The sequence below is a fragment of the Streptomyces sp. ISL-66 genome, assembly GCF_018614135.1.
Lineage (GTDB): Bacteria > Actinomycetota > Actinomycetes > Streptomycetales > Streptomycetaceae > Streptomyces.
The window spans coordinates 116,197-142,962 of record NZ_JAGGOW010000032.1 but is presented as its reverse complement, the minus strand read 5'-3'; the positions used below and the strand labels follow the sequence as shown (position 1 = coordinate 142,962).

Genomic DNA, 26,766 nt, shown 5'->3' with positions numbered 1-26,766 from the left:
GGGCGGCGGGGGGCCGCCCCGGACGTCACGGAGCTACTGCCGCAGTGGCTGGCCGCCGCGGGGCAGCACGGCTACCGCGCCCCGGCCTCGCTGGTGCCCGCGCTGCTGGACGTGGCGCGGGCCCGCACCGACCTGCGGCCGCAGGCGCTGGCCCTGGCCGGGACGCGCGGGCTGTGGCTGGCCCGGCTGAATCCGGACTGGCGGTTCGCCCTGCGCGGCGGTTCCGGCGGCGCGGGGGAACTGCCCGGGCCCACGGACACGGCCGGGGTCGAACGGCTGTGGCAGGAAGGCCTGTTCGCGGAGCGGGTGGCACTGCTCGGCCTCGTCCGGGCTCATGAGGCGGCGGCCGCGATCCGGCTGCTGACGACCACTTGGGCCACCGAGCGGGCCGAGGACCGCCTGATGTTCCTCGACTCGCTGCGGGTGGGCCTGTCGGACGATGACGAGCCCTTCCTGGAAGCGGCGCTGGGCGACCGGAGCCGCAACGTACGGGCGACCGCGGCCGAGTTGCTCTCCGCACTGCCGGATTCGGCGCTGGCCGGGCGGATGGCGGAGCGCGCGCTGGCCTGCGTCGGCCCGGAGGGGGTGACACCGCCGGTCGACTGCGACGCGGGGATGCTGCGCGACGGGGTGGTCAAGCGGCCGCCCGCGGGACGCGGGGAGCGCGCGTGGTGGTTGGGGCAGCTGGTGGAGGCGGCGCCGCTGTCCTGCTGGCAGGAGCGGTTCGGCGGCCTCGGCCCGGCGGAGATCGTGGCACGGCCGGTGGCCGAGGGCTGGACGGAGGAACTGCACGCGGCGTGGTGCCGGGCCGCGGTCCGGCAGCGCGATCCCGCATGGTCGCGGGCCCTGCTGGGCTCGGCCCGCGCACCTGCGGCGGCGGGCCCGGCCACGGCCTCGCTGGCGGAGCGGGCGAAGCTGCTGTCGATCCTCGATGAGGAGCAACGGGCGGCGTGGGTCGCGGAGTTCATACGGGCCCACGGCCTGTCCGAAGCGTTCCAGCTGCTCGGGGTGTGCGTGGTGCCGTGGGCGCCGGCTCTGGGCCGGGCCGTGGTGGAGGCGCTGGACTCCGCACGGGAGACGGGCGGCTACCCGTGGAGCTTCAGCGGGGTGATGGGTCTGGCGGAGCGCTGCCTCGACCCCGCGGAGGCGGGACGCCTGGACGCGATGACGGCGGAGCCGGCCGAGCCGGGAGGCGCGGCGGCGTACTGGTCGGAGGCCTTCCAACGCCTGGTGGCCACCCTCCGCCTCCGCGCCACGATGCACGCCGAACTGGCCCTTCCCGGCCGGTAACCGGGACGGGCCGCGCTCCGGGGCCGGGGCCTGGGCCTGGGCCGGAGCGCAGCCCGGGGCCGGAGCACGCCGCGGCTACGGCTCGGCTCCGGAGCCGGTACGGCTCGGCTACGCCTGACGGACGTGCGCCCGGACCCAGTCGACGATGGCCGTCGTCGTCGCGCCCGGGGTGAAGATCTCAGCCACGCCCTTCTCCTTGAGCGGAGCGATGTCCGCCTCCGGGATGATGCCGCCGCCGAACACCTTGATGTCCTCCGCGTCGCGCTCCGCGAGGAGCTCCAGCACGCGCGCGAACAGCGTGTTGTGCGCGCCCGAGAGGATCGAGAGGCCGATCGCGTCGGCGTCCTCCTGGATCGCGGTGTCCACGATCTGCTCGGGGGTCTGGTGGAGGCCGGTGTAGATGACCTCCATGCCCGCGTCCCGCAGCGCCCGCGCGATCACCTTGGCGCCCCGGTCGTGGCCGTCGAGGCCCGGCTTGGCCACCACCACACGGATCGGACCGGTCACACCCATCACACTGCCTCCCGAGTGAACGAACGTTAAGTACAGCATCGCGCACACCCCCGTTTCGCGGTCAACCACGAGGGGGAAATCACACGTGGGATGGCGTGCCGCCGCTCCCGTGCCGCCACTCCGTGCCGACAGCCGCACGGCACGGCGTGGCCGGCCCCTGTGGTCCGCGTCGCCCCAAGACGCTTAGGGGAGGCCGCCCATGGGGCTGTCCATGTCCGGGGCCGCGCTGCGGGCCGGCGTACTGGAATTGATAGTGCTCGGCGGGCACATCCTGATGTATCCGACGGGGATGCGCCAGGAGCGCCCTACCGCCGCCCGCACCGCCGCCGACTCCGGGAGCGGGACGGGGAGCGGGAGCGGGAGCGGGAGCGGGAGCGGCACCGCGCCCACGACCGCGACCACGACCGCCGGGCCCGGTGCCGACGCGTCCGGCGCCGCCGCCACCGCACCGCCCGCGCTGCTCCTGCACGGGTTCACCGACAACCGCTCCGTCTTCGTCCTGCTGCGCCGCGCCCTCGGGGCGGGCGGCCGGCGGCAGGTGGAGACGTACAACTACTCCCCCTTCACCCTCGATCTGCGCGTCACCGCCCGCCGTCTCGCCGACCGCGTCGAGGAACTGTGCGAGCGCACCGGGCAGGACCGGGTGGACCTGGTGGGGCACAGCCTCGGCGGCCTGATCGGGCGGTACTACGTCCAGCGCCTCGGTGGCGATGCCCGCGTCCGCACCCTCGTCACGCTCGGCACCCCCCATTGCGGCACCGGCGTCGCGCCCTTCATGGACGCGCACCCGCTGGTCCGGCAGATGCGCCGGGACTCCGAGGTGATGGCCGAGCTGCGCGCGCCCGCGCCCGGCTGCCGGACCCGGTGCGTGGCGTTCTGGAGCGAGTTCGACGCGCTGATGGACCCGATCGAGACGGCCCGCATCGAACATCCGGACCTGATCGCGGAGAACGTGCACGTCACCGGCATCGGGCACCTCGCCCTGCCCGCGCATCCCACCGTCATCGCAGCCGTCCGGCGCACGCTCGACGGGCCCGGCCCGGTCGCCGTCCGCCACTCCGGCACCGCTTCCGTCGCCTGAGGGAAGAAAAGGCTCGCCAATCCGCCTACATTCGAACGTATTTCGAACTCAAGGCCAAGGGTCGCCCTTGCGGCGACCGAAAGGCGGCTGAATGCCCGGTTCCCCCGCGGCCGGCCCCCGCCGAAGATTGTCGATGCGAGTAACCGACGGGTACAGTCACGCCACTGCTCTCCTCCGAGGAACTCCAAACTCCTCGGCCACCCAGGCCCCCCGCTGCCGAGGCGAAAGAGAAGTTGGTGAACGACCGCCCCTCGTCGGGCCAGTACCCCGATCTCGGGTACGACGGCCTTGCCACCACCACTCTCGCCGGCGATTCCGCCTACGCGTCCTATGAAACGCAAGGTCAGGGCTACAACTACGCCGCCGCCGGGTCCTACGGCACCTCCTACGACACCGGCACCGGCGCGTACGACGCCACCGCGTGGACCACCCCGCAGAGCGGCTACTCCCAGCAGCCCGAGACCGGCGGCTACGACGGATACCTCTCGACCGTCCCCACCCAGGGCATCTCCACGGACTACCAGTCCACCGCCTTCGGCTACGACACGTGGTCGACCCCGGGTTACGGCACCGAGACCGGCGCCTACGACGCCACCGCCTGGAACACCGCCTCCGAGCCGCAGTCCCAGCAGACGCAGGAGCCCCAGCAGGCCTACGCGTACGGCTACGAGCAGGTGCAGGAACAGGCGCAAGCGACGCAGCAGGCGCAACACCAGGAGCAGCAGTACACGTACGAGTACACGTACGAAGCGCCCCCGGTTTACACCGAGACCGCGGTCTTCGAGGTCATCGCCGAGGACGACGCCCACACCGGCTTCCACGGGGACGCGCTCGGCGACTCGTCCGACAGCTTCCTCGGCCACGAAGGCGACGCCACAGCCGCCGCAGACGCCGAAGCCACCGCAGACGCCGACTTCCGGGTGCACGACCTCCCCACCCAGGCCATGCCCGTCACGCCGCCGGCCCCGGCCCTGGCGGCCGCCCCGTCCGCGCCCCGCGCCTCGCGCCGCGCCGGGAACACCCGCCGCCGCACGCCGGCGAAGCGTTCCGCCCTGCTGACCGTGGCCGTGCCCTCCGCCTGCGTGATGGGTGTCGCGGGTGTGGCCGCCGCCTCCGTCGGCGGGCTCACCGGCGCGGAGCAGTCCGCCGAGGCAACGACCACGATGGCCGCGCCCGATCCGGCCTCCGTCAAGCCGGTCGCGGCGAACAGCAAGCTCGACACGCAGCTCACCGCCCTCAGCGCCGACGCCGGCGACTTCGCGGACCGCGCGAGCCGCACCCAGGAACGCATCGACCTGCGCCTGCGTCAGGACGAGGAAAAGAAGAAGAAGGCGGAGGAGGAGGCGGCCAAGGAAGCGGCCCGCCCCAAGTTCGCCCTCCCCGTCGCGCGGCACGGCCTCAGCGCGGGCTTCGGCCAGGCGGGCGTCAACTGGATGTCCGTGCACACCGGCATCGACTTCCCGGTGTCTTACGGGAGTTCGGTCATGGCCGCCACCGACGGCACCGTGCGCAGCCAGTGGAACAGCGCCTACGGCAACATGGTGATACTCACCGCGCCCGACGGTACGGAGACCTGGTACTGCCACCTCAGCAGCGCCAAGATCCGCTCCGGCAAGGTCAAGGCCGGCGATGTGATCGCGTACTCCGGCAACTCGGGCAACTCCACCGGACCGCACCTGCACTTCGAGGTACGACCGGGCGGCGGCTCTCCCGTCGACCCCCAGGCGTGGCTGCGCAGCCACGATCTGGACCCGAACTAAGAGCCACCGGCCGACCCAGCCGCCCACCCGGCCGACGCACTCGGCCGCCCGGCCGGTCCAGGCCAACCAGGCGGACCGGCTCCGGGCCGCCCGAGCTCCCTAGAGCTTCTGCACCGGCGCGTACCGCAGCAGCAGCCGCTTCGGCTTCTCGTCCCCGAAGTCGATGGTGGCCTGCGCGTCCGCGCCCGCTCCCTTGACCTCCATGACCGTGCCCAGCCCGAACTGGTCGTGCGTGACCCGGTCCCCGACCGCCAGCGCGATCGTCGGCTTGTCGGAGGCCCTGCGCGTCGCGAAACCGGACGGGCCCGACTTCGAGCGCGACGAGGACAGGAACGACTCCGGCGAGGTGCCGAACGAGGTCTTCGAACCGCCCCCGCCCGAGCCCGAGGACCCGTAGCCCGAGCTCCGCACCGGACCCGCCGGCTTCTGCGCCGCGCCCGTCCGCTTCCACTGCAGGTACTCGGCCGGGATCTCCTCGAGGAACCGCGACGGCGGGTTGTACGAGGGGGTGCCCCACGCGCTGCGCATCGAGGAGCGGGTCAGGTACAGCCGCTCCCGGGCGCGCGTGATGCCGACGTACGCGAGGCGGCGCTCCTCCTCGAGCTCCTTGGTCTGGCCCAGTGCCCGCATGTGCGGGAAGACCCCGTCCTCCATGCCGGTCAGGAAGACCACCGGGAACTCCAGGCCCTTGGCGGTGTGCAGGGTCATGAGGGTGATGACGCCGTTGCCGTCGGTGTCCTCGTCCGGGATCTGATCGGAGTCGGCGACGAGCGCGACCTGTTCCAGGAACTCGGCGAGGGTGCCGGGGCCCACCGGCGGGGCGCCGCTCTCGGCGGCCTCCGTGGCGGCGGCCTCCCGTGCCTGCTCGAACTCGAGCGCCACCGCGGCCAGTTCCTGGAGGTTCTCGATGCGGGTCTCGTCCTGCGGGTCGGTCGAGGCCTGGAGCTCGGCGAGGTAGCCCGTACGCTCCAGGACCGCTTCCAGGACCACGGCCGGGCCGGCGCCCGAGTCGACGATCGTGCGGAGTTCCTCCATCAGCACGTTGAACCGCTTGACCGCGTTGGTCGAGCGGGCGGCCATGCCGAAGGCCTCGTCGACCCGGCGCAGCGCCTGCGGGAAGGTGATCTTCTCGCGCATGCCCAGCGCGTCGATCATCGCTTCCGCGCGCTCGCCGATGCCGCGCTTGGGCACGTTCAGGATCCGGCGGAGCGGGACGCTGTCCTCGGGGTTGGCCAGGACGCGCAGGTACGCGAGGACGTCGCGAACCTCCTTGCGCTCGTAGAAGCGCACGCCGCCGACGACCTTGTACGGCAGTCCGACCCGGATGAAGATCTCCTCGAACACGCGGGACTGCGCGTTCGTCCGGTAGAAGATCGCGACGTCGCCCGCCTTGGCGTCGCCCGCGTCCGTCAGCCGGTCGATCTCGTCGGCGATGAACTGCGCCTCGTCGTGCTCGGTGTCCGCGACGTATCCGGTGATCACCGCCCCGGTGCCGGCCTCGGTCCACAGGTTCTTCGCGCGGCGGTTCTCGTTGCGCTCGATCACGGCGTTGGCGGCGGACAGGATCGTCTGGGTGGAGCGGTAGTTCTGCTCCAGCAGGATCGTCGTGGCGTCCGCGTAGTCCTCTTCGAACTGGAGGATGTTGCGGATGGTCGCGCCGCGGAAGGCGTAGATCGACTGGTCGGCGTCACCCACGACGCACAGCTCGGCGGGCGGCAGATCCGGGTAGCCGGTGCCGACCAGCTCGCGCACGAGCGTGTACTGGGCGTGGTTGGTGTCCTGGTACTCGTCGACCAGGACGTGCCGGAAGCGGCGCCGGTAGTGCTCGGCGACCTCCGGGAACGCCTGGAGCAGATGGACCGTGGTCATGATGATGTCGTCGAAATCGAGCGCGTTCGCCTCGCGCAGGCGCCCCTGGTACATCGCGTACGCCTGGGCGAGGGTCTTCTCGAAGCCGTCGACGGCCTGCCCCGCGAAGGCGTCCTCGTCGATGAGCTCGTTCTTCAGGTTCGAGATCTTGGCGTTGAAGGCCTTCGGCGGGAACTTCTTCGGATCCAGGTCGAGGTCCCGGCAGACGAGCGCCATCAGGCGCTTCGAGTCGGCCGCGTCGTAGATCGAGAACGACGAGGTGAAACCGAGCCGCTTGGACTCGCGGCGCAGGATGCGGACGCAGGCGCTGTGGAAGGTCATCACCCACATGGCGTTCGCGCGCGGGCCGACCAGGCCCTCGACGCGCTCCTTCATCTCGCCGGCGGCCTTGTTCGTGAAGGTGATCGCCAGGATCTGGCCCGGGTGGACCCCGCGCGCGCCGAGCAGGTAGCCGATGCGGTGCGTCAGCACGCGCGTCTTGCCGGAGCCGGCGCCGGCCACGATGAGCAGCGGCGACCCCGCGTGCACCACGGCGGCGCGCTGCTCCGCGTTCAGCCCGTCGAGGAGGGCCGCCGGGTCGATGACGGGCCTGGGGGCGCCGTCCCGGTAGTACGCGTCCCCGCGCCCCCCACTGTCGACGGCCACGTCGAACCGGCCCCCGAAGAGATCGTCCGCGCCCGTCTCGGGGGCGGCGTGATCCTCGGGCGGCGGGGGGACCTCTTCGGAGGGGGAGAGGTCGGCCAGGAAGCTGTCGTCAAAGAGGCTGCTCATCGCCTTCCGAGTCTAGGGGGCGGGACCGACAGCGTGTCCCGGCCCGGGAAAATTCGGCGGCATATGCCCTGTGAACCCTGCCCGGGGCCGTCCCAGGCACCGCCTGGTTTCGCCTCCTGCGACATCGGTCACGTCGGGATTCTCCGTGGGCGGCGGCCGCGTGATCCGCGCCCCGCGGCCGAAATCCGCGCCTGGCCACCGCCTAGGCTCCTCGGCATGAACGTTCTCATCAATGTCTTCCTCGGCCTGCACATCATCGGGATCGCCTCGCTCCTCGGCGGCTTCCTGACCCAGATGAAGGCGATGAGCGCCGGCACCGCCCGCTTCGTGCCCGCGATGCTGCACGGCGCGCTGACCATGCTCGTCACCGGTGTGCTGCTCGTCGGTTTCCGCGAGATGGACGGCGGGAGCGTCAACAACGTCAAGGCCGGGGTCAAGCTCGCGATCCTCTTCGTGATCCTCGCGCTCGTCTACGTCAAGCGCGACGAGGAGCGGGTGGAGAAGGCGCTGTTCGGCACGGTCGGCGCACTGACCGTGGCCAACATCTTCATCGCCGTCCTCTGGCGCTGACCCCTGGCACCTCCCGGCACGCTCGACGCCCCTGGCACGCCCGGCACGGCCGGCATGCCCGGCATCCCTGGACGGCCATCGGCGGTCACCAGCGACTTCGAGACGACGACCTAACGACAAGATCCGGTCGCGTACGGCCACTTACGATCATCCCGTCATCCGCCCGTTATCTCCGGGTCTAGCGTCCTCCTCCAAGCACCGAGAGAGGAAGGACGTGAGGCCCTCGTGGCCAGTCATCGAAAGCCCAGGCAGCGCCCGTTTTCCGGCGGCACCGCACGGACCACCGCACGGACCACCGCCGCCACCCTCGCCCTCGCGGGCGCTGCCACCGCCACCGCGTTCGAAGGCACCTCCCACGCGGCCCCCGAGCCGACGCCCTCGCAGGTCAAAGCGGAGGTGGACCGGCTCTACGAGGAGGCCGAGGGCGCGACCGAGCAGTACAACGGGGCGAAAGAGAAGGCCGACGACGCGGAGCGCGCCCTCGCCGGACTGCAGGACGAGACCGCTCGCAAGACCGACCAGCTCAACAGCGCCCGCAGCGCGCTCGGTTCCCTGGCCGCGACCCAGTACCGCAGCGGGACCCTGAGCGCCGCCGTCCAGCTGGCGATGTCCGACAGCCCGCAGGAGTACCTGGACCGGGCCGCCCTCATCGCGCGCGCCGGGAACCGCAACGCCGCCGACATCTCCGTCGTGCGCCGCAAGGCGGAAGAGGTCGGGCAGCTCAGGGAGCAGGCCTCCGGACGCCTCGCCGACCTGCGCGCCCGGCAGGGCGAGCTCGCCGGCCACAAGGCCGAGATCGAAGCGAAGCTGAGCGCGGCGCGACGACTGCTGGACAAGCTGACAGCCGAGCAGCGCGCCGCCTACGAGGCCCGGTCCGTCGGCGGCGCCACCACCGGCCCGGCCGGCCCGCCCCCGCCCCCCTCCGACGGATCCCGCGCCGCCGGCGCGGTGGCGTTCGCGTACGGGGCGATCGGCAAGCCGTACGTGTGGGGCGCCACGGGACCCGGCTCCTTCGACTGCTCGGGCCTGACCCAGGCGGCCTGGCGCGCGGCCGGAGTGTCACTACCGCGCACCACGTACACGCAGATCAACGCGGGGCAGCGGATCTCCCGCGACCAGCTGGCCCCCGGCGACCTGGTGTTCTTCTACTCCGGGGTGACGCACGTGGGCATGTACGTGGGCAACGGCCAGATGATCCACGCCCCGCGCCCCGGTTCGACGGTGCGCCTGGCGCCGGTGGACTCGATGCCCTGGGCGGGCGCTTCCCGACCGGCGTAGCGCGCCGCGCGCCGCAAGCCGCACACACCGCGCCCCGCACACCGCACACCGCGCCCTACGGTGCCTTGACCGTCCTGCTCAGCCAGTCGAAGGTCTGCGGCAGCTGCTTCGACCAGCTGTCGTGGTTGTGGCCGCCGGTCACCTTCTCCGCGTGCACCACGGTCGGATCCTGTGCGATCGCCTTGAGGTCCGTGCCGGACAGGTAGCCGTCCTGCTCCGCGCCCGACATCCACAGCGAGACGGCCGGCGGCGCGGCCGCGGCCTTGAGCAGGAACTTCAGGTTGTGGGTGCGGCGCAACTCCGGATCCTGCGCGACCAGCGAAGAGGGCTCCTGCCCCGGGTCGTTGTAGCCGGAGAGGGAGACGGCCGCGCTGTAGCGGTCGGGGTGGTTGATCGCCAGCTTGGCGGCGCAGTACGCCCCGGCGGAATACCCGGCCACGCCCCACGTGCGGGCCTCTTGCGACACCCGGAAATTGTCGGCGACCATCTTGCGGACGTCGACGCTGAACCAGCTGTCGGCGTTGACCTTGCCCGGGATGTTGGCGCAGCCGGTGTCGGCGTTGCCGAGCAGCATGGCGCGCGGCGAGACGAGGATGAACGGCTGCACCTTGCCGCTCTTCATGAGGGGTTCGAGGACCTCGTGCGCCTTCAGCCCCTGGAACCAGGACTTGCCGGTCCCCGGTATGCCGGGGATCAGCTCGACGACGGGGAACTTCTTGTCCTTGAAGGCCGGGTCGTCGTACTGGGGCGGCAGCCACACCAGGACGTCGCCCTTGACGCCGGATATCTTGCCGTCGAGCTCGGTCCTCTTGACCCGGCCGCCGAGTCCCTCGACGGGCTGGAACTCCTGGAGCACCTTCGGCTCGGCCTTGACCTCCGCCGCCTTCTTCCCGCCGAGCCCGTCGGGGCCGAGGTCGGGGGCGGCGGTGACGTACGTGCCGGTGCCGAGCAGATCGCCCCAGGACGCGTAGAAGTTCATTTCCCGGTTGACCGCGACGAATACCAGGGCGACGGCCGTGACCTGGGCGGACACCATCATCACGGCGCGCGTGGCGACGCGCACGGCGACGGGCCCGCGCACCTTGGTCCACACGGCCAGGGGCAGGAGGACGGCGCACGCCGTCAAGGCGATCGCCGCCGCGAAGAGGGGGGTCCCCGTCAAACTCATCACGGACGGAAGAGGTGTCGGCGCCGTGTTCGGGTTCCCGGGAGCGGCTGCGGTGTGGATCACAGGGCTGCGGGCGGCCGGCCCCGCGATCCACACCGCCCGGGATCAGATCAGCCTGCGGGCCGTCGCCCAGCGGGTGAGCTCGTGGCGGTTGGACAGCTGGAGCTTGCGCAGGACCGCCGAGACGTGGGATTCGACCGTCTTCACCGAGATGAAGAGCTGCTTGGCGATCTCCTTGTACGCGTATCCGCGCGCGATCAGCCGCAGCACTTCGCGCTCGCGCTGGGTGAGGCGGTCCAGGTCCTCGTCGACCGGCGGGGCGTCGGTCGAGGCGAACGCGTCGAGAACGAAGCCGGCCAGGCGCGGGGAGAACACCGCGTCCCCCTCCTGGACCCGGAAGACCGAATTCACCAGGTCGGTACCGGTGATCGTCTTGGTGACATAGCCGCGCGCGCCGCCCCGGATCACGCCGATGACGTCCTCGGCGGCGTCCGACACCGACAGGGCGAGGAACCGTACCGGGTCCTCGGCGGCGGTCATCAGCGGGGCGCAGCGGCGCAGCACCTCGACGCCGCCGCCGCCGGGCAGGTGCACGTCCAGGAGGACCACCTCCGGGCGGGTGGCGGTGATGACGGTGACGGCCTGGTCGACGTCGGCGGCCTCGCCGACGACCTCGACCCCGGTCCGGTCGGTTTCGCCGATCTCGGCCTGCACTCCCGTGCGGAACATGCGGTGGTCGTCGACGAGCACCACCCGGACCCTGCCCCGGCCGCCGCCGGGGGCACCCCCGGGGCTCGTGCCGCCGGTGTTCGCGTTGTCCTCGGTCATGCTGCCTTCGCCGCCCTCTCCATTTCCAGCTCGACTTCCGTGCCGCCGTCGGGTGCGGACCGCAGCCGCGCGGTCCCGCCGTTGCGCTGCATCCGGCCGATGATCGATTCTCGTACGCCCATCCGGTCGTCCGGTACCGCGTCCATGTCGAAGCCCGGCCCGCGGTCCCGAACGGACACGAACACCGTCTGGCCCTCCACCTCCGCGTACACCTGGACGGGGCCGCCGTCGCCACCGTACTTGGCGGCGTTGACCATCGCCTCGCGCGCGGCCTGCATCTGTGCCGACAGCTTCTCGTCGAGGGGGCAGTCGCCCACGACGACCACCTCGATCGGGACGCCGTGGTGGTCCTCGACGTCGGCGGCGGTCTTCTTCACGGCGTCGGCGAGCGTCGTGGGCTCCTCGGCCTCGTCCTTGCCGGTGCCCTCGGGCTTGTACAGCCAGTTGCGCAGCTCCCGCTCCTGGGCCCGCGCGAGGCGCCGCACTTCCCCGGGGTCCTCGGCGCCCCGCTGGATCAGGGTGAGGGTGTGCAGCACGGAGTCGTGGACGTGGGCGGCGACCTCGGCGCGCTCCTGGGCGCGGATGCGCATCAGGCGCTCCTCGGAGAGGTCCTGGGTCATCCGGATCAGCCAGGGGCCGGCGAGGAGGGCGACGCCGACGAGGACGGCGAGGGTGGCGGTCAGGACGTTGCCCAGCTGGGCGGCGGAGCCGCGGACGACGATGAAGACGGTCAGGCCCACGCCGACCAGGGCGACGCCGGCGAGGGCCCGGGCGGTCTGGAGCAGCCGGGCGTGCCGGCCGGCTGCCGCGTTCCAGTGGGCGCGGCGGGCGTTGTCGGCCTGCCGCCAGACGAGGACCACACCGGCTCCGACCAGCAGCGTCGGCCACACGTACCGTCCGGAGGCGCCGCCGACCTGGACCTTGGAGATGAAGATGCCGGCGCCCACGCACAGCGCGATCAGCGCGACGATCTGGCCCCGCTCGGGCTTGCGCACCCGCCGGGTGCCGTCGGGGAGGGTGTCGAAGAAGGAGCGGTGGCCGCTGCGGCCGCCGACACCCAGGGGTACGAAGACCCAGAACGCGGCGTACAGGAGCACGCCCAGGCCGTCGCCCCACATGAACAGGCCGAAGAAGGCGAGCCGGACCCAGATGACGGGCACCCCGAGGTGCCCGGCGAGGCCGCGCGCGACTCCGCCGAGCATCCGGCCGTCGGCGCTGCGGTAGAGCTTGCGGTGCGGCGTCTCATCGGATTCGGGTGCGTACGGCGGGCGGGGGACGGCGGCTACGGGCATGTCACCGATGGTCACACGCGCGCGGTGCCCGGGACATCAGGGCAGCCCCCCAGTTCTCTCGGGGGGATATCAGGGTTGCGCCAGGGTAGATCCGGATGCCCGCGGCGGCGGCGGACCGTCACCATGTACGCATGACCGAAGTGCACGATTCCCCGACGCCGGACGCAGGAGCCGGCCAGGCCGCCGGCTCGGCCCCGCCGCCCGGCGAGCGCCCTCCCCTGCGCCGCGGCAAGCGCGACAAGGTGCTTGCGGGCGTGTGCGGCGGCCTCGGCCGGTATTTCGACCTGGATCCGGTGATCTTCCGGATCGTGCTCGGCGTCCTCGGGGTGACCGGCGGCGTCGGTCTGATCTTCTACGGGTTCGCGTGGCTGCTGCTGCCCCAGGAGGGCGAGGACGACAGCGAGGCGAAGAAGCTGCTGACGGGCCGGGTCGAGGGCGCGACGCTGGCGGCGGTGTTCGCCGCGCTGGTGGGCTGCGCGCTGTTCCTGTCGATGCTGGACAACGGCGCCCTGGCGGTCTTCTCCGTCCTGGCCGCCCTGGCTCTCGCCGGCGCGGCGTACTGGTCGCGCCACCACCGCCACACGCACCCGGGCGCCCCGGCCCCGGAGGAGAAGTCCGCCGCGGGAGCCGAGTTCGTCTGGCCGGCGGCGACGCGCACCGGGCACCGGACGGCGCACAGCCCGGCGCCGCCCGAGACGCAGGCGCCGCCCGCGCCCGGCGGCCCGTCCTGGTGGCGGGATCCGCTGGTCAAGGACGGCACCACGGGGCCGGTCGGTTCGACCGGCTACCTGTGGGGCCCGGACGACACCGCCGGGGACGTGCCGGGCGGTCCGGCGGCGGCTCCGCCCGGCGAGCGCGTCCCGCGCGCTCCGCGCGGCGGCATAGGCGGCCGGGTGTTCGTCCTGGCCCTGCTGGCCGGGGCGGTCTCCACCGCCTCGGTCTGGGAGGGCAGCACCCTCAGCCACGCGCTACAGGTCGGCTTCGCCGGCGCCCTCGCGGTCTTCGGCCTCGGGCTCGCGGTCAGCTCGGTCAAGGGCCGCACCGGCTTCGGCACCGTGCTGCTCTCAGTGATCACGGCCGGGCTGCTGGCGGGGGCGGTGGCGCTGCCCAAGGAGATCGGCACCGACTGGAAGAAGGTCGACTGGCGTCCGGCCGCGGTGGCCGACGTACGGCCGGTGTACGAGGCGGGCACCGGGCTGGCCACCTTGGACCTGAGCCGCCTGGACGTCCCGAAGGGCACCACGGTGGCGGTCCGCGCCTCCATCGAGTCGGGGCGGCTCAAGGTGGTCGTGCCCCGGGAGGTCACCGCTCGGGCCGACGTCTCGGTCAAGCTGGGCGACATCCACATGCCCGGGGAGACCAGCCAGGACATACGGATCCAGAGCGGCGGCGAGACCCGGGAGACGACGCTGGAACCCGCCGCCGGCACCGAGGCCGGCGGGACGATCGAGCTGCACCTGAGCGCGGGTGTGGGACAGGTGGAGGTGGCCCGTGCGGCGTCATGAGTTCCAGCCGGGACGGCTGATCGCGGGGCTGGTCCTGATGGCCGCCGCCGTGCTCTATCTGCTCGGTGCGGCCGGCGAGGCCGACCCGCCCTGGTTCTTCGTCCTGCTGATGGTCCTGGGCGGGCTCGCGTTCGCCGCCGTGGTCGGCCTGGTGACCTACGCCGTGCGCCGCGACCGGCGGGATCGGATCACCGAGTCCAGCGAAAGGTAGGGCGCCCCGCCGAGGACCAGCGGCAGCCAGGCCATCAAGTAGATCAGATCATTGCCGTAGTAGTAGGGGGTCACCGCCCAGGACACCGTGAGCCAGAGACTGAGCGAGATCAGCGCCCCGCCGGCGGCCGCCATCCGGGTCAGCAGGCCGGCCAGGACGCCCAGGCCGACCAGGAGTTCCCCGATCGCCAGGGCGACGGCGAAGCCGACGGGCGCCTTCAGCGCCAGGTCCACCATGGCCGGGATCGCGGCGGTGTCGCGCACCCCGCGCATCAGCTCGCCGATGGAGCCGTCGCCGGTGACGGAGAGGAACGCGGAGTCGGTCAGCTTGTCCAGGCCCGCGTAGACGAAGGTCACGCCGAGGAAGATCCGCAGCGGCAGGAGCGCGTGGCGTGCGGCCAGTGCGCGCAGGCCGCTCGGGCCGGTGCCGGCACCGGGGGCGCCGGGGGCGCCGGGGGCGCCGGGGGCGCCGGGGTCATCGGAAGCGGAGGCGCCGGACGCGTCGGAGGCGCCGGAAGGGACGTCAGTTCGGTTCACGCGACATGTGTACCCCCATCACTCGCCGACGTCGATGGTGCACCGGTTGGATTCCACTCCGGCGGCGGTCACCACTTGGATCTCGACCCGCCCCGGTTCCACTTCCGCCGGCACCGGCACGGTCAGCACCGCGTCCGAGGGATTGGTGAAACCGCCGGCCACCGGGACCAGCGGCACGTGCACGTGGACCGCCCCGACCCGGACGACCAGCCGGGCCAGCATCTCCGGCGTCTGCGCGCCGGGCGGCACGAAACCCACGCCCCGGATCTCGATGTCGTCCCCGGGCCGGATCGCTCCGTCCAGATCCCCGGGCTCGCGTCTGCGCACCACCGACAGCACCAGCGGGCGGCTGCCCTCGGCGTACTTCGCCGCCAGGTACACCGCCGCCGACAGGGCCACCAGCAGGGCCAGCGCCCACGGCAGCTGCGGCAGCCGGTCCGGGAAGCGGGCCAGCGACACGGCCGCGAAGCCCAGGACCACCGTGGAGACCAGTACGTACTGGGCGTCGGGGAAGGAGCCCCGGCCAGCGTCGTCCGTCAGCAGGTCCGCCCCGGTCGGGCGGTCCGCCGGCAGCTTCTGCAGCCGCTGCCCCATGATCCGTACGGAGACCACGCGGCGCACCAGCACCGCCACCGCCGAGGTCATCGCGAGCACCGCCAGCAGCGGCAGCGCCCGGCCGAGCGCGAAGCCCGCGTACAGCGCCTCCCGTTCCGGTCCGGGCGCGGAGGCCGCGAGCCGCAGCGCGGGCAGCAGCGCGGCGAAGGCGGTGAGCACCAGCCAGGCGCTCGGCACCACCTTCGAGGTCGACAGCCGGTTGTCCTCGCCGACGAGCGGGGCGAGCAGCCCGCCCCGGACCGTCTGCGCGCGGGCGGCCACCGTCAGCAGGGCGGCCAGTACGAGCGCGGCCAGCAGCCCGGCGGTGCGCGCCGTGGACCAGCCGGTGCCGAGCGCGGCGGCGACCTGGACGAGCAGCAGCACCCCGGCGGCGATCCACACGGCGAGCACGGCCCGCCGTGACAGCAGGTACAGCCAGGAGTGCCCGGCTTCCCGCCCCCGGTCGGCGACCGTCCGGGCGGACAGGGTCAGTTCGTCGGAGACCCACTGCCGGGACGCTCCGGCGGAGCGGGCGACGGCGGCGGGCAGCCCTTGCCCGGCGGCGAACTCGTCGCGCTTCTCCAGGAACGCGGCGACGGCGCGGCGGTGTCCTGCGCGTGCCCCGTGCGGGCAGTCGTCGCAGGTGCAACTTCCGCTGTGGGTGGGTCGGGAGATCTCTTGGACAGCCACGAACGTGCCGCCTCTCTGAACTTCGGTGCAATGCCAGCGAATTGTGCACCACTGCGGCAGTGCTCCGGATTGCGCACGATGTCAGAGCAGGTGATTAACCGTTCATGATGTTGACGCCACCTGTTCGAGCAGCGGCTGCAGGCTCACCCAGGCGGCCAGATCGGAGCCGAACCGCTCGCGCGTGGCGACCGCGCTGTGGTGGCCGATGAGCACCGCTTTTCCGGCCGCCCGAGCGATCAGCTGCACCTGCGCGGCCCGCTCGGCCGCGATGAACCACCAGGCGGCCGCGTCCACCGAGTCGCCGACGGTCAGCAGCCCGTGGTTGCGCAGGACCAGCGCCTTGTACGGGCCGAGCGCGTCCGCGATCCGGCCGGCATCCCCGGCCGCCGCGTACTCGTCGAGCAGCGCGTGGTCCTCGTAGAAGGCGCAGGCCTCCTGCGTGACCGGGGCCAGCAGCTCGCCGAGAGCGGCGAGCGCCCTGCCGTACGGGGACTGCGTGCGCACCACGGCCACCACGCCGGGCCGGGCCCGGTGGACGGCCGCGTGCACGGCGAAGGCCAGCTGGTTGACCCGGCGCTCCCCCTGGCGGACCCGCCCGTCCCCGTCGACCAGCAGCAGGTCCTCGGGGCCGAGCGCGCCGAAGGCCCGGCCGAAGGGGTTCACCCAGTAGCAGTCCTCGAACTCCGGGTCCCGGGCGCTGACATGGCCGTCCACCCCGTCCTCGTACCCGAGCCGCCCCAGCAGCCGCAGCACCGCCGCGAGCCGCTCCTTGCGGTGCGCGCGCTCCTCGGCGGCGGTGGCGAACGCCGGCGGCATCTCGAAGCCCAGCCGCTCGGCGGGCACGGGGTCGGGTGCGCGGGCGCCGGCGCTGGCGCCGGCCGGCTGCTCGGTCATGGGGAGCCCCTCCTTCGGGTCGCGGCGCAAGGTACCGGCGACCGGGCGAAGAGGCCATACACGCGGCGAGGCCGCCGCTCCCGGTCCGGGAGCGGCGGCCTCGTCACGTACGGCAGGCGGCGGGAGGTCCTACTCCCACTCGATGGTGCCCGGCGGCTTGCTCGTGCAGTCCAGGACCACGCGGTTCACGTCGGGCACCTCGTTGGTGATGCGGGTGGAGATCCGCGCGAGCACCTCGTACGGCATGCGCGTCCAGTCCGCGGTCATCGCGTCCTCGGAGGAGACGGGGCGCAGCACGATCGGGTGGCCGTAGGTGCGGCCGTCGCCCTGGACGCCGACGCTGCGGACGTCCGCGAGCAGGACGACCGGGCACTGCCAGATCTCCCGGTCGAGGCCGGCGGCGGTGAGCTCGTGGCGGGCGATGGCGTCGGCCTCGCGGAGCAGGTCCAGGCGCTCCTTGGTGACCTCGCCGACGATGCGGATGCCCAGGCCGGGACCCGGGAAGGGCTGGCGCTGGACGATCTCGGCGGGCAGGCCGAGCTCCTGGCCGACCATCCGGACCTCGTCCTTGAACAGCTGGCGCAGCGGCTCGACGAGCTCGAACTCGATGTCGTCGGGGAGCCCGCCCACGTTGTGGTGGGACTTGATGTTCGCGGTGCCGGTGCCGCCGCCGGACTCGACCACGTCCGGGTACAGGGTGCCCTGCACCAGGAAGGCCACGTCCGGGCCGCCCTCGGCGATGATCTCGGCCTGGGCCTGCTCGAAGACGCGGATGAACTCGCGGCCGATGATCTTGCGCTTGGTCTCCGGGTCGGAGACTCCGGCCAGCGCGTTCAGGAAGCGCTCCTGGGCGTCGACTACCTTCAGCTGCACGCCGGTGGCGGCGACGAAGTCCTTCTCGACCTGCTCGGTCTCGCCCTTGCGCATCAGGCCGTGGTCGACGTAGACGCAGGTGAGCTGCGAGCCGATGGCCTTCTGTACGAGCGCGGCGGCCACGGCCGAGTCCACGCCGCCGGAGAGGCCGCAGATGGCGCGCTTGTCGCCGACCTGCTCGCGGATCGCCGCGACCTGCTCCTCGACGATGTTGCCGGTGGTCCAGGTGGGGGAGAGGCCCGCGCCGCGGTAGAGGAAGTGCTCCAGGATCTGCTGGCCGTGCGTGGAGTGCATCACCTCGGGGTGGTACTGCACGCCGTAGAGCTTCTTCTCGTCGTTCTCGAAGGCCGCGACCGGGACGACGTCGGTCGACGCGGTGACGGTGAAGCCCTCGGGGGCGGCGGAGCAGGCGTCGCCGTGGGACATCCAGACCGACTGGCTCTCGGGGGTGCCCTCGAAGAGGGTGGAGCCGGTCTTGGAGACGGCCAGCGGAGTGCGGCCGTACTCGCGGGAGCCGGTGTTGTCGACGGTGCCGCCGAGGGTGACCGCCATCAGCTGGAAGCCGTAGCACATGCCGAAGACGGGGACGCCGGCCTCGAAGAGCGCGCCGTCGAGCTGCGGGGCTCCCTCCTCGTACACGGAGGACGGGCCGCCGGACAGGATGATCGCCTTGGGGCTCTTGGCGAGCATCTCGGCCACGGGCATCGTGCTGGGAACGATCTCGGAGTAGACCCGTGCCTCGCGGACGCGGCGGGCGATGAGCTGGGCGTACTGGGCGCCGAAGTCGACGACGAGGACCGTGTCCGGAGCGCTGTCGTGGGTGGCGGAGGTGGCTTCAGGCACGGGGCAGGCCTTCCGGCGGAAGAGGGGGTTGTTTTGTTGATTCTACCGGGGGACCGACCACCCTCTTCGTCTCACCATCCGAACCCGCTTGGCCGGCGGCGGGACAGAGGGTAATAATCCACTCATGCGCAAGCAGCTGAGCTTCCTCTTTACCTATGGCACCGGCCGGTCCGGTCGCCATGGGTCATCGTGATGCTCGCTTGAGCCGCTGACTTCCCAGAGCGCCCCGGTCCGACAGGACCGGGGCGCTCTGGCGTTTCCGCTCCTGCCGGTCCCCCACCCACAGGAGATCCCCGTGTCCGTCACCGCCACGACCACCGCCCCCGCCGCCGTCACCGCCGCCGTCACCGCCACCACGACCCCCGAGCAGCTGATCGCCGGCTCCCGCGACCGGATCGACGCCCTCGACGACCGGATCATCGGCCTGATCCAGGAGCGGATGGCCGTCTCGGCAGTCATCCAGGAGGCCCGGATCGGCTCGGGCGGCCGCCGGGTGCACCTGTCGCGGGAGATGGAGGTCCTGGGCCATTGGAGCGACGCCCTCGGCAAGCCCGGCACCGCGCTCGCCATGACCCTGCTGGAGCTGTGCCGCGGCCGGGTCTGAGGCGCACGGGCCGCACGGGCGGGCGGCGATCGACCGTTCGTCACCCGTCCGGACCGTGACCGCCCCCGGCACCCTTCGTTGATGCGGTGTCCGTGCCAGCCAGGTGCGGTACGCAGCACCGCGCGTGGCTCCGGCGGAGCGATGAGACGCACCCCTCACGGGGGCGCGTCATGGGACCTCGCTCCTTCGCGTGACCGGACGGCAGGGGACAGCAGTCCGGTCACCCCAAAAGGGAACGGCCGGCCCGGGGGACGCCCCGGGCCGGCCGTTCTTCTGTGCTCCGGTACGGACCGGGACCGCACTCCCCCTCCGAGCGCGGTCCCGCCGGACGCATGGATGAGACAGCCCGTCAGCACGGAAGGTTGCACGGGATTCCGGATTTCCGGGATCCGGGATCCGGGATCCGGGATCCGGGATCCGGGATCCGGGATCCGGGATCCGGGATCCGGGATCCCTACGGTGCTACGCCCGCGCGGCGGCCCGCCGCCGGACGGCGACGTACAAGGCCCCACCGGCTGCGACGAGCGCCGCTCCGCCGATCGCGACGGGCAGGGCGGTGCTGCCGGTGGAGGCCAGGCCCCCGTTGGCCTTGGGGCCCTTCCCGGCTCCCGGCACGGCCGAGGCCGAGGCGGACGCGGAGGTGGTTGCGGCGGCGGTGGCCGAGGCGCCCTGGGTCGGCGTGCCGGTCCCGGTGGACGGGCCCGTGGTCGGGGTGGTGCCCGCGTCCTTGCCGTTGATCACGAAGGCGGCCCGGTTGTTGGCCTTGTTCGGGTCCCAGTCCTGGACCGGGGTGTCGTCAGCCCACTGGCCCACCGAGATCGAGCCCGTGGCCCCCTCGATGACCTTCTCGATCTTCAGCTCGAACGGGTAGGCGAACTTCTGCTTCTCGCCGATGACGTGCGTGGTGGAGCAGTGGTAGCGCGGGGCGCCCAGGTTCTGCTCGCGGGGCTCGCCGTTCGCCTCGAACCCGCGGCACTGCTCCGGCGCCTTGGTGACCTTCACACCCGCCGGGATGACGATGTCCGTGCGGGCGACGGCCTCACCGGAGCGGAGGTAGGCGACCCACGCCGGGCCGTTGTTCTGGAAGCCGAGCTCCGCCTTGACGGTCTCGCCCGCCTTGCCCTTGAGGGAGACGGCGCCGGCCACGAGGTCGGCGGAGTTCTTCACCGAGAAGGCGAACTCGTGGTAGTTGTTCCACGGATCGAGGTCGGCGGAGCGCAGCGCGGCGGCCCTGGCCGGGCGCTCCTTGAGCGTCAGCTTCTTGGTGGTGGCGGACGGGGCGAGCTTCTCCGTGGTCTTCGGCTGGTCGCCGTTCTCGTAGACCGCGTAGGTGATCGCGTCGAAGAAGGCGTGCGGGGCCGCCTTCAGGGTCAGCGGCTCCGCCGTCTCGTAGACCGTCCCCGGCTTGATCTCGTCCGCGAAGGTGCAGATCGTGGTGCCCCAACCCGTGTTCCAGGGCTGGCCCGGGGTGTCGGACACGCTGTACGAGCAGTTGTCGTACTTCTCGACGAGGTCGATGCCGTGCGTGGTGTCCAGCTCCAGCGCCACGCCCCGCGCGGACTCGGTGCCCGCGTTGGAGAGGACGATCGGCAGGGCCTGCGTCTGGCCCGGCACCATCTCCGGCTTCAGGGGGGCCTCCTCCAGCACCAGGTCCGGGCCGCCGACCTTGACCTTGGTGGTGATGGGCTTGAAGGTGGCGCCCTCCGCCGAGCCGGTCATCGTCAGGTCGACGACGGCGCCGACCTTGCTGTCCTTGGCGGCCGCGAGGTCCAGGGACACGACCTGGCTGCCGTGCGTCCAGATCGACCAGGCCTTGCAGGTCACCTTCGCGGCGGCGAGGGTGCAGCCGTTGTGCTGCTCCCGGGTGAACGCGACGTCGGCGACCCCCTTGAGCGCGCTCAGGTCGATCGTGTAGGTGCTCTGCCGGTCGAAGACCGTGCCGGTCTCGTTCGCGACGCGGAAATCGACCGTGGTCTTCTGCGGCTCGCCGCTCTGCCCGGGGTGCGGACGCAGGCCGATCTCGGCCGGGCCGCTGAGCGTGAAGACGGGATCCGCGGCGTGCGCGGGGGCGGCGGTCAGGCCTACGGCCATCAGGCCGACCGCCGCCAGCAGGGAGGTGCGCATTCTCATGCACCCTTGACCCGCGATGCCACGCCGCAGTTGCGCCGCTCACCCTGTGATGGACACCACAGCCCTCCCTGCCGGATTCCGGTACAACCATCTGGGCCGAACATCTGTCACCCATGCACCTCGGTGGGTACCGCGCTTGGAGGGGGAGCGCGGTACCCCCCGGTGTCAGCCTGCCGGTTCCGCTTTGCGCGGCGGGAGCTCCGGGACCGCCAGGAACGGCAGCCGCAGCGCCCCGAAGGCCTCCTTCGGGACCGCCGGACGGGCCGGTTCCACCGCGGCCAGGCGGACGTAGGCCCCGCCCTGCTCCGGGCGCGGGTCCCGCTCGCCGTTGTTCGGCCAGTAGGACATCGCCCGCTCCGCCTGGGCCGTGATCGTCAGCGACGGGTTGACGCCGAGGTTCGCGGAGACCGCCGAGCCGTCGACCACCGAGATGCCCGGGTGCCCGTACAGCCGGTGGTACGGGTCCACCACGCCCTCCTCGGGCGAGGCGCCGATCGGGCAGCCGCCGAGGAAGTGGGCCGTCAGCGGGGTGCCCATCAGCTCGCCGACGTTGCTGCCCGGGAATCCGTTGATCTCCTCCGCGAGGAGCGTCGCCGCCCGCGTGGCCTCGGCGATCTGCACCGGGTTGGGCGCGCCGTGGCCCTGGCGGGCGGTGAGCAGGCCCTTGCCGAGGCCGCCGGGCTTGCGGTAGGTGGTCAGGGAGTTGTCGAGCGACTGCATGACCAGGCCGATGATGGTCCGCTCCGACCAGCGCCGGTTGGAGAGCGAGCGCACCAGTTGCACCGGGTGCCGGACGGTCCGCCCGAACCAGGCCCGGACCCGGCGCTCGGAGTACGGCACCTGGAGGATCGTCATGAACCCCATGGCGTTGGAACCCTTGCCGTAGCGCACCGGCTCGATGTGCGTGTCGGCATTGGGGTGCACCGAGGAGGTGATGGCCACGCCGCGCGTGAAGTCGGCCCGCCGTTCCCGGCCGTGCCGCTCGCGGTAGCGCCGGTCGTCGGTCTGGGCGCCTACGAGGCCTTCGGAGTTGGTCCGGGTCAGTTCGCCGAGCCGGTCCGAGAGGCGGGGCAGTTCGCCGAGGTCCTTCATCGTGTGCAGCAGGGTCTGGGTCCCGTACGTGCCCGCCGCGACGACCACGTAGCGGGCGCGCAGCACCTTGGCCTTGCCGCGGCGACGGCTGTCGGTGGGGACGGTGCGGACGCGGTAGCCGCCCTCGGGGTGGTCGGAGAGGGCCGTGACGGTGGTCATCGGGTGGATGACGGCGCCGGCCCGCTCCGCGAGGTGCAGGTAGTTCTCGTTGAGGGTGTTCTTCGCCCCGTGCCGGCAGCCGGTCATGCACTCCCCGCACTCGGTACACGCCTTGCGGGCGGGGCCCGCGCCGCCGAAGTACGGGTCGGCGACCTCGTCGCCGGGGCGCGCCTTCGAGCGGCCCTCGGCGTCCTCGCCGTCCCCGAAGAAGACGCCGACCGGGGCCATGTGGAAGGAGTCGGCGACGCCCATCTTCTCGGCGGCGGCCTTGAGGTGCACGTCGGAGGGGGTGGTCGTCGGGTTCAGCCGTACTCCGAGCATCCGCTTGGCCTGGTCGTAGTACGGGGTGAGTTCATCGCGCCAGTCCGTGATGGACGCCCACTGCCGGTCCTCGAAGAAGGCGGTGGGGGCCACGTACAGGGTGTTGGCGTAGTTGAGCGAGCCGCCGCCCACCCCGGCGCCCGCGAGGACCATCACGTTGCCGAGGAGGTGGATGCGCTGGATCCCGTACAGGCCGAGGGCCGGGGCCCACAGGTAGTTGCGGATGTCCCAGCTGTTCTTCGGCAGGCCCTCGCGGGTGAAGCGGCGCCCTGCCTCCAGGACGCCGACCCGGTAGCCCTTCTCGGTGAGCCGCAGTGCCGAGACCGACCCTCCGAAGCCCGATCCGATGACGATGACGTCGTAGTCGTGGTCGTGGTCGTTGGACTCAGACACGGTGCTGCCCCTTAGCGGAGTCTGGTTCAGCGGAATCGGAGGGCCTTCATGACCTTGAGGCTGCGGCTCATGAACGCCGCGTACTTCTCGTCGTCCATGCCGAGCGAGGGCGCCATCGGCAGCAGCCGCTGGTGGGCGACGGTCTGGGCCTCGGTGTACTTGAGGATCCCCTCGGAGCCGTGGCGGCGGCCGAGGCCGGAGTCCTTCATGCCGCCCATGGGAGCGCCGGCGCTGCCGTAGGCCGGGGCGTAGCCCTCGTTGATGTTGACGGTGCCGGTGCGCAGGCGGGCGGCGACAGCGTGGCCCCGGCGGGAGTCCTTCGTCCACACGCTGGAGTTCAGGCCGTAGGCGGTCGCGTTGGCCTGGGCGACGACCTCGTCCTCGTCGGTGAAGCGGTAGACGGAGACGACCGGTCCGAAGGTCTCCTCCCCGCACACCGCCATGGGGGCCTCGACGCCGTCGAGGATGGTCGGCTCGTAGAAGAGCGGGCCGATGTCGGGGCGGGCGACGCCGCCCGCGACGAGGGTGGCGCCCTTGGCGACGGCCTCGTCCACGTGCCGCTGTACGGCGGCCAGCTGGCGCTCGCCGGCCAGGGAGCCCATCTCGGCGCCGTAGGCGAGGGAGGAGCCGAGGCGCATGGCCTTCGTACGGGCGGCGAAGCGGGCGACGAACTCATCCGCGATCGAGGCGTGGACGTAGAGCCGCTCGATGGAGATGCAGAGCTGTCCGGCGGAGGAGAAGCAGGCGCGGACGGCGCCGGCGGCGGCCTTCTCTATGTCGGCGTCGCGCAGGACGAGCATGGCGTTCTTGCCGCCGAGTTCGAGGGAGACCCCGACCAGGCGGGCGGCCGCACCCTGGGCGACCTCGCGGCCCGTACGCGTGGAGCCGGTGAACGAAACGTAGTCGGCGTGTCGGACCAGCTCGGGGCCGACGACCGGGCCCTCGCCGAGGACGATCTGGAACACCTCGGCCGGCAGCCCGGCCTCGATCATCAGGTCGCGGGCCCACAGGGCGGTGAGCGCGGTCTCGGTGTCGGGCTTCATCACGAGGGCGTTGCCCGCGACGAAGGCGGGCAACGCGTCGCCGATGGACAGCTCGAAGGGGTAGTTCCAGGGGGCGATCTGGCCGACGACCCCGCGCGGCTGACGCAGCTCGGTGACCTTGGTGAGGGTGGGCATGGCGCCCGCGTGGCCCTTCGGGCGCAGGTACGAGGGGGCGCGGCGGCCGTAGTGGCGCGCGGCGACCGTGACGGCCTGGACCTCCTCGTGGGCGTGCAGGCGGGCCTTGCCGGTCTCCAGCTGGATCAGGTCGAGGACCTCGGCCTGGCGCGACAGCACCAGGTCGTGGAAGCGCAGCAGTACGGCGGCCCGCGCGCGTACGGGCACGGCGGCCCAGGCGGGCTGCGCGGCGCGGGCCCGGGCGAAGGCCTCGGCCACGTCCTCGGGCGTGGCTTCGGGGAGGTCCGCGAGCTTGTCGCCGGTGAAGGGGGTGTGGTTGGCGGTGCGGCCGGAGCCGGCCACTCCGCGGGTCAGCCGGGCGACCAGTTCGGGGGTCACCACGTCGGCGGCGCTCCGGGCGCCGGCCGGGGCGGGGGCGACCGGGTTGGTGGGCTGCGGGGCGCTGCGGAGGGGGGCCGGGGCCTGCGTGTCCGTCATGCGGGTGAGCGTATTGCGCCCGGGGGCCTTTGGGTACCCGCCGGTAACCGTATTTTGCCATTTCTGCCAGTGATCGCTGGCAGGATGGCGGAAATCGCCCACCGGAGCTTCCTTCGGCCCCCGGCCTTCAATTCCCGGGCGGCTGCCAACCGGTGAGCACCGTGTCGAACTGCGAGCGGGTCGTCTGCCAGTCCGCGGCCGGGCTCGACATGTACACCGCGTACTCCGTCCCCGCGGGGTCGTAGTACATCTGCTCCACCGCCCGCCGGGGCCCGGGGAAAGCCCCCGTCTTCTCCGTCCAGGTGAACTCCCACAGGACGGCCTTGACCTGCCCGCGGAAGGTGTTCGGGTGCAGCGTCACGCGCACGTAGTCGGAGCGCTTGGCCACCTGCTTCTCCAGGTCCAGCAGGTGCATGTACGGGTTCTCGAAGTCCGGCTCCGGATCGACCGCGATCCGGACGAAGTGCTTGCCGCCGTCCGGGGTGTAGTCGATCTGCTCCCCGTCGAGCCGCCGCGTCCAGCCGTCCGGGAGGAAGAGGGAGAAGCCCACGGGATCCACGACTTTGTGCCAGCCCGCCGGCGCGACCGCCTCCTTCTGCCCCTTGGTCTGGCCCGTGCCGGACGACTGGCCGGACGCGCCGACCGACTTGCCCGGATCCGGGGCGCCGCCCTCGGCGCTCGCGTCGCCGGTGTACTTCAGCACCCCGAACATCCCGCCGCCGCCGAGCAGCGCCGCCACCAGGGCGACGACCGCCGCGCGCCGGACGCGGCCGGGCGCGGCGGCGGGGGCGGTGCGGCCACCCGGGGCCGCCCGCGGCTCCGCCCTGGTCTTCGACTCCGTCCGCGACTCGGATCCGAACGCCGCCACGGGCGCCAGCTCCGAAGGCGCGGGCCCGTCCGCCGCCCGCTCGCGGGCGGAGGACAGCTCGGCGGAGCCCAGCGCGCGCGTCGGTACGTAAGCGTGCGCCGCCTTCGGCTCCCGGCCCTCCATCGCCTCCAGCAGCATCTGCTCGGCATCGGCGGCCGACGGCCGGTGCTTGGGATCCTTGCGAAGCAGCGCCGTGATGACGGAAGCCAGCGGGCCCGCGTGCGTCGGGGCGGGCGGCTCCTCGTTCACCACGGCCTGGAGGCTGGAGATGGGCGACGTACGGCGGAACGGCGAGCGGGCCTCGACGGCCGTGTACAGCGTGGCGCCGAGCGCCCACAGGTCGGACGCCGGGTCCGGCACCCCGCCCGTGACCCGCTCGGGAGCCAGATAGTCGATGGATCCGACGAGTTCGCCGGTGCGCGTGATGGAGGAGTCGCCCTCGATCGCCGCGATGCCGAAGTCCGCGAGCATCACGCGGCCGTCCTTGGCGAGCATGACGTTGCCCGGCTTCACGTCCCGGTGCAGTACGCCGACCGCGTGCGCGGCGCGCAGCGCGCGCAGCACGTGCAGCCCGATCCGGGCCGCCTCGCGGGGCTCGATCCGGCCGGCCGTCTTCGCCGCGTCCGCGAGGGAGGGGCCGTCGATGTACTCCATGACGATCCACGGCCGGTCGTCGTGTTCGAGCACGTCGTGGACGGTGACGACGGCGGGATGCTGGATCCGGGCCGCGGCCCGCGCCTCCTTCTGCGTCCGGGCGTGCAGGACGTCCCGGTCGGCCTGGGCGACGTACAGGCCCGCCGTCAGTTCCTTGACGGCGACGGTCCTGTGCAGCAGCTCATCGTGTGCGCGCCACACCTTGCCCATGCCGCCCCTGCCGATGGGCTCGACGAGCCGGTACCGGCCCGCGAGCACCGCGCCCGCGCCTGTCTGCTGTTCCACGAATCCCCGCCGCCGCTCTGTGCACTTGCGGTCAGACTA

At 72.5% G+C, this 26,766-nt stretch carries 21 protein-coding genes; 8 read left to right on the top strand and 13 right to left on the bottom strand.

Going from position 1 to position 26,766, the window contains the following annotated elements; translation table 11 throughout:
- Positions 1 to 1,290: DUF5691 domain-containing protein (locus tag J7E97_RS07305; protein WP_215023574.1), on the top strand; the 1,290-nt coding region annotated here is incomplete at its 5' end.
- A 108-nt stretch (positions 1,291 to 1,398) separates the two neighbouring features.
- Here J7E97_RS07305 and J7E97_RS07300 read toward each other — a convergent pair.
- Positions 1,399 to 1,803 carry a cobalamin B12-binding domain-containing protein gene (locus J7E97_RS07300; protein ID WP_215023572.1) on the bottom strand — a complete coding sequence of 135 codons (405 nt, stop codon included), beginning with the start codon at positions 1,801 to 1,803 and terminating at the stop codon, positions 1,399 to 1,401.
- A gap of 199 nt (positions 1,804 to 2,002) precedes the next feature.
- On the opposite strand from J7E97_RS07300, the gene J7E97_RS07295 reads away from it, so the two are divergent.
- Both J7E97_RS07295 and J7E97_RS07290 read left to right on the top strand, forming a co-directional pair.
- The gene (locus tag J7E97_RS07295; protein ID WP_215023569.1) at positions 2,003 to 2,884 is read left to right on the top strand and encodes a triacylglycerol lipase; all 882 of its coding nucleotides are present in this window, start codon (positions 2,003 to 2,005) and stop codon (positions 2,882 to 2,884) included.
- Between the two features lie 236 nt (positions 2,885 to 3,120).
- Positions 3,121 to 4,644, top strand: coding sequence for a M23 family metallopeptidase (locus tag J7E97_RS07290; RefSeq protein ID WP_215023567.1), 1,524 nt, complete (start codon positions 3,121 to 3,123; stop codon positions 4,642 to 4,644).
- Positions 4,645 to 4,743: 99 nt separating this feature from the next.
- Here the strand turns inward: J7E97_RS07290 and pcrA are convergent, their stop codons facing one another.
- Entirely contained in the window at positions 4,744 to 7,284 is a 2,541-nt protein-coding gene (pcrA, locus tag J7E97_RS07285; RefSeq protein ID WP_215023565.1) for a DNA helicase PcrA, read from the bottom strand.
- Between the two features lie 216 nt (positions 7,285 to 7,500).
- On the opposite strand from pcrA, the gene J7E97_RS07280 reads away from it, so the two are divergent.
- Both J7E97_RS07280 and J7E97_RS07275 read left to right on the top strand, forming a co-directional pair.
- Positions 7,501 to 7,854 carry a hypothetical protein gene (locus J7E97_RS07280; RefSeq protein ID WP_215023563.1) on the top strand — a complete coding sequence of 118 codons (354 nt, stop codon included), beginning with the start codon at positions 7,501 to 7,503 and terminating at the stop codon, positions 7,852 to 7,854.
- Positions 7,855 to 8,079: 225 nt separating this feature from the next.
- Positions 8,080 to 9,132, top strand: a complete 1,053-nt coding sequence (locus tag J7E97_RS07275) for a C40 family peptidase (protein WP_215023561.1) — start codon at positions 8,080 to 8,082, stop codon at positions 9,130 to 9,132.
- Between the two features lie 55 nt (positions 9,133 to 9,187).
- Here J7E97_RS07275 and J7E97_RS07270 read toward each other — a convergent pair whose 3' ends face one another.
- From J7E97_RS07270 to J7E97_RS07260, 3 genes are all read right to left on the bottom strand, one after another.
- Positions 9,188 to 10,300, bottom strand: a complete 1,113-nt coding sequence (locus J7E97_RS07270; protein WP_215023559.1) for an esterase family protein — start codon at positions 10,298 to 10,300, stop codon at positions 9,188 to 9,190.
- 105 nt (positions 10,301 to 10,405) lie between these two features.
- Positions 10,406 to 11,128, bottom strand: a complete 723-nt coding sequence (locus tag J7E97_RS07265; protein WP_285427945.1) for a response regulator transcription factor — start codon at positions 11,126 to 11,128, stop codon at positions 10,406 to 10,408.
- A complete protein-coding gene (locus tag J7E97_RS07260) occupies positions 11,125 to 12,420 on the bottom strand; it encodes an ATP-binding protein (RefSeq protein WP_215023557.1) in 1,296 nt (431 codons plus the stop codon). Before J7E97_RS07260 ends, J7E97_RS07265 begins: the two co-directional genes overlap by 4 nt.
- Positions 12,421 to 12,551: 131 nt before the next feature.
- On the opposite strand from J7E97_RS07260, the gene J7E97_RS07255 reads away from it, so the two are divergent.
- Together J7E97_RS07255 and J7E97_RS07250 are read left to right on the top strand one after the other, a co-directional pair.
- The gene (locus J7E97_RS07255; protein ID WP_215023555.1) at positions 12,552 to 13,925 is read left to right on the top strand and encodes a PspC domain-containing protein; all 1,374 of its coding nucleotides are present in this window, start codon (positions 12,552 to 12,554) and stop codon (positions 13,923 to 13,925) included.
- Positions 13,912 to 14,136, top strand: a complete 225-nt coding sequence (locus J7E97_RS07250; protein ID WP_215023554.1) for a hypothetical protein — start codon at positions 13,912 to 13,914, stop codon at positions 14,134 to 14,136. The genes J7E97_RS07255 and J7E97_RS07250 overlap by 14 nt, the downstream gene beginning before the upstream one ends.
- Here the strand turns inward: J7E97_RS07250 and J7E97_RS07245 are convergent.
- The 4 genes from J7E97_RS07245 to guaA all read right to left on the bottom strand — a co-directional run bounded on the left by J7E97_RS07245 (position 14,082) and on the right by guaA (position 18,566).
- Positions 14,082 to 14,546 (bottom strand): DoxX family protein, encoded by a 465-nt coding sequence (locus tag J7E97_RS07245; RefSeq protein ID WP_215023589.1) that lies wholly within the window; start codon positions 14,544 to 14,546, stop codon positions 14,082 to 14,084. The genes J7E97_RS07250 and J7E97_RS07245 overlap by 55 nt on opposite strands.
- 144 nt (positions 14,547 to 14,690) lie before the next feature.
- Entirely contained in the window at positions 14,691 to 15,956 is a 1,266-nt protein-coding gene (locus J7E97_RS07240) for a hypothetical protein (RefSeq protein WP_215023552.1), read from the bottom strand.
- A 102-nt stretch (positions 15,957 to 16,058) separates the two neighbouring features.
- Entirely contained in the window at positions 16,059 to 16,850 is a 792-nt protein-coding gene (locus tag J7E97_RS07235) for a class II aldolase/adducin family protein (RefSeq protein ID WP_215023550.1), read from the bottom strand.
- Positions 16,851 to 16,979: 129 nt separating this feature from the next.
- Complete coding sequence (gene guaA, locus J7E97_RS07230) at positions 16,980 to 18,566, bottom strand: glutamine-hydrolyzing GMP synthase (RefSeq protein ID WP_215023548.1); 1,587 nt, start codon at positions 18,564 to 18,566, stop codon at positions 16,980 to 16,982.
- Between the two features lie 295 nt (positions 18,567 to 18,861).
- Here guaA and J7E97_RS07225 point away from each other — a divergent pair, with 295 nt between their 5' ends.
- Positions 18,862 to 19,170, top strand: a complete 309-nt coding sequence (locus J7E97_RS07225) for a chorismate mutase (RefSeq protein WP_215023546.1) — start codon at positions 18,862 to 18,864, stop codon at positions 19,168 to 19,170.
- A 462-nt stretch (positions 19,171 to 19,632) separates the two neighbouring features.
- Here the strand turns inward: J7E97_RS07225 and J7E97_RS07220 are convergent, their stop codons facing one another.
- The 4 genes from J7E97_RS07220 to J7E97_RS07205 form a co-directional block, all read right to left on the bottom strand.
- Positions 19,633 to 21,294 (bottom strand): peptidase, encoded by a 1,662-nt coding sequence (locus tag J7E97_RS07220; RefSeq protein WP_215023544.1) that lies wholly within the window; start codon positions 21,292 to 21,294, stop codon positions 19,633 to 19,635.
- A 171-nt stretch (positions 21,295 to 21,465) separates the two neighbouring features.
- The gene (locus J7E97_RS07215; RefSeq protein ID WP_215023542.1) at positions 21,466 to 23,265 is read right to left on the bottom strand and encodes a GMC oxidoreductase; all 1,800 of its coding nucleotides are present in this window, start codon (positions 23,263 to 23,265) and stop codon (positions 21,466 to 21,468) included.
- A gap of 26 nt (positions 23,266 to 23,291) precedes the next feature.
- The gene (locus tag J7E97_RS07210) at positions 23,292 to 24,920 is read right to left on the bottom strand and encodes a succinic semialdehyde dehydrogenase (protein ID WP_215023539.1); all 1,629 of its coding nucleotides are present in this window, start codon (positions 24,918 to 24,920) and stop codon (positions 23,292 to 23,294) included.
- 127 nt (positions 24,921 to 25,047) lie between these two features.
- Positions 25,048 to 26,727, bottom strand: a complete 1,680-nt coding sequence (locus J7E97_RS07205) for a serine/threonine-protein kinase (RefSeq protein ID WP_215023537.1) — start codon at positions 26,725 to 26,727, stop codon at positions 25,048 to 25,050.
- Positions 26,728 to 26,766 lie beyond the last annotated feature (39 nt).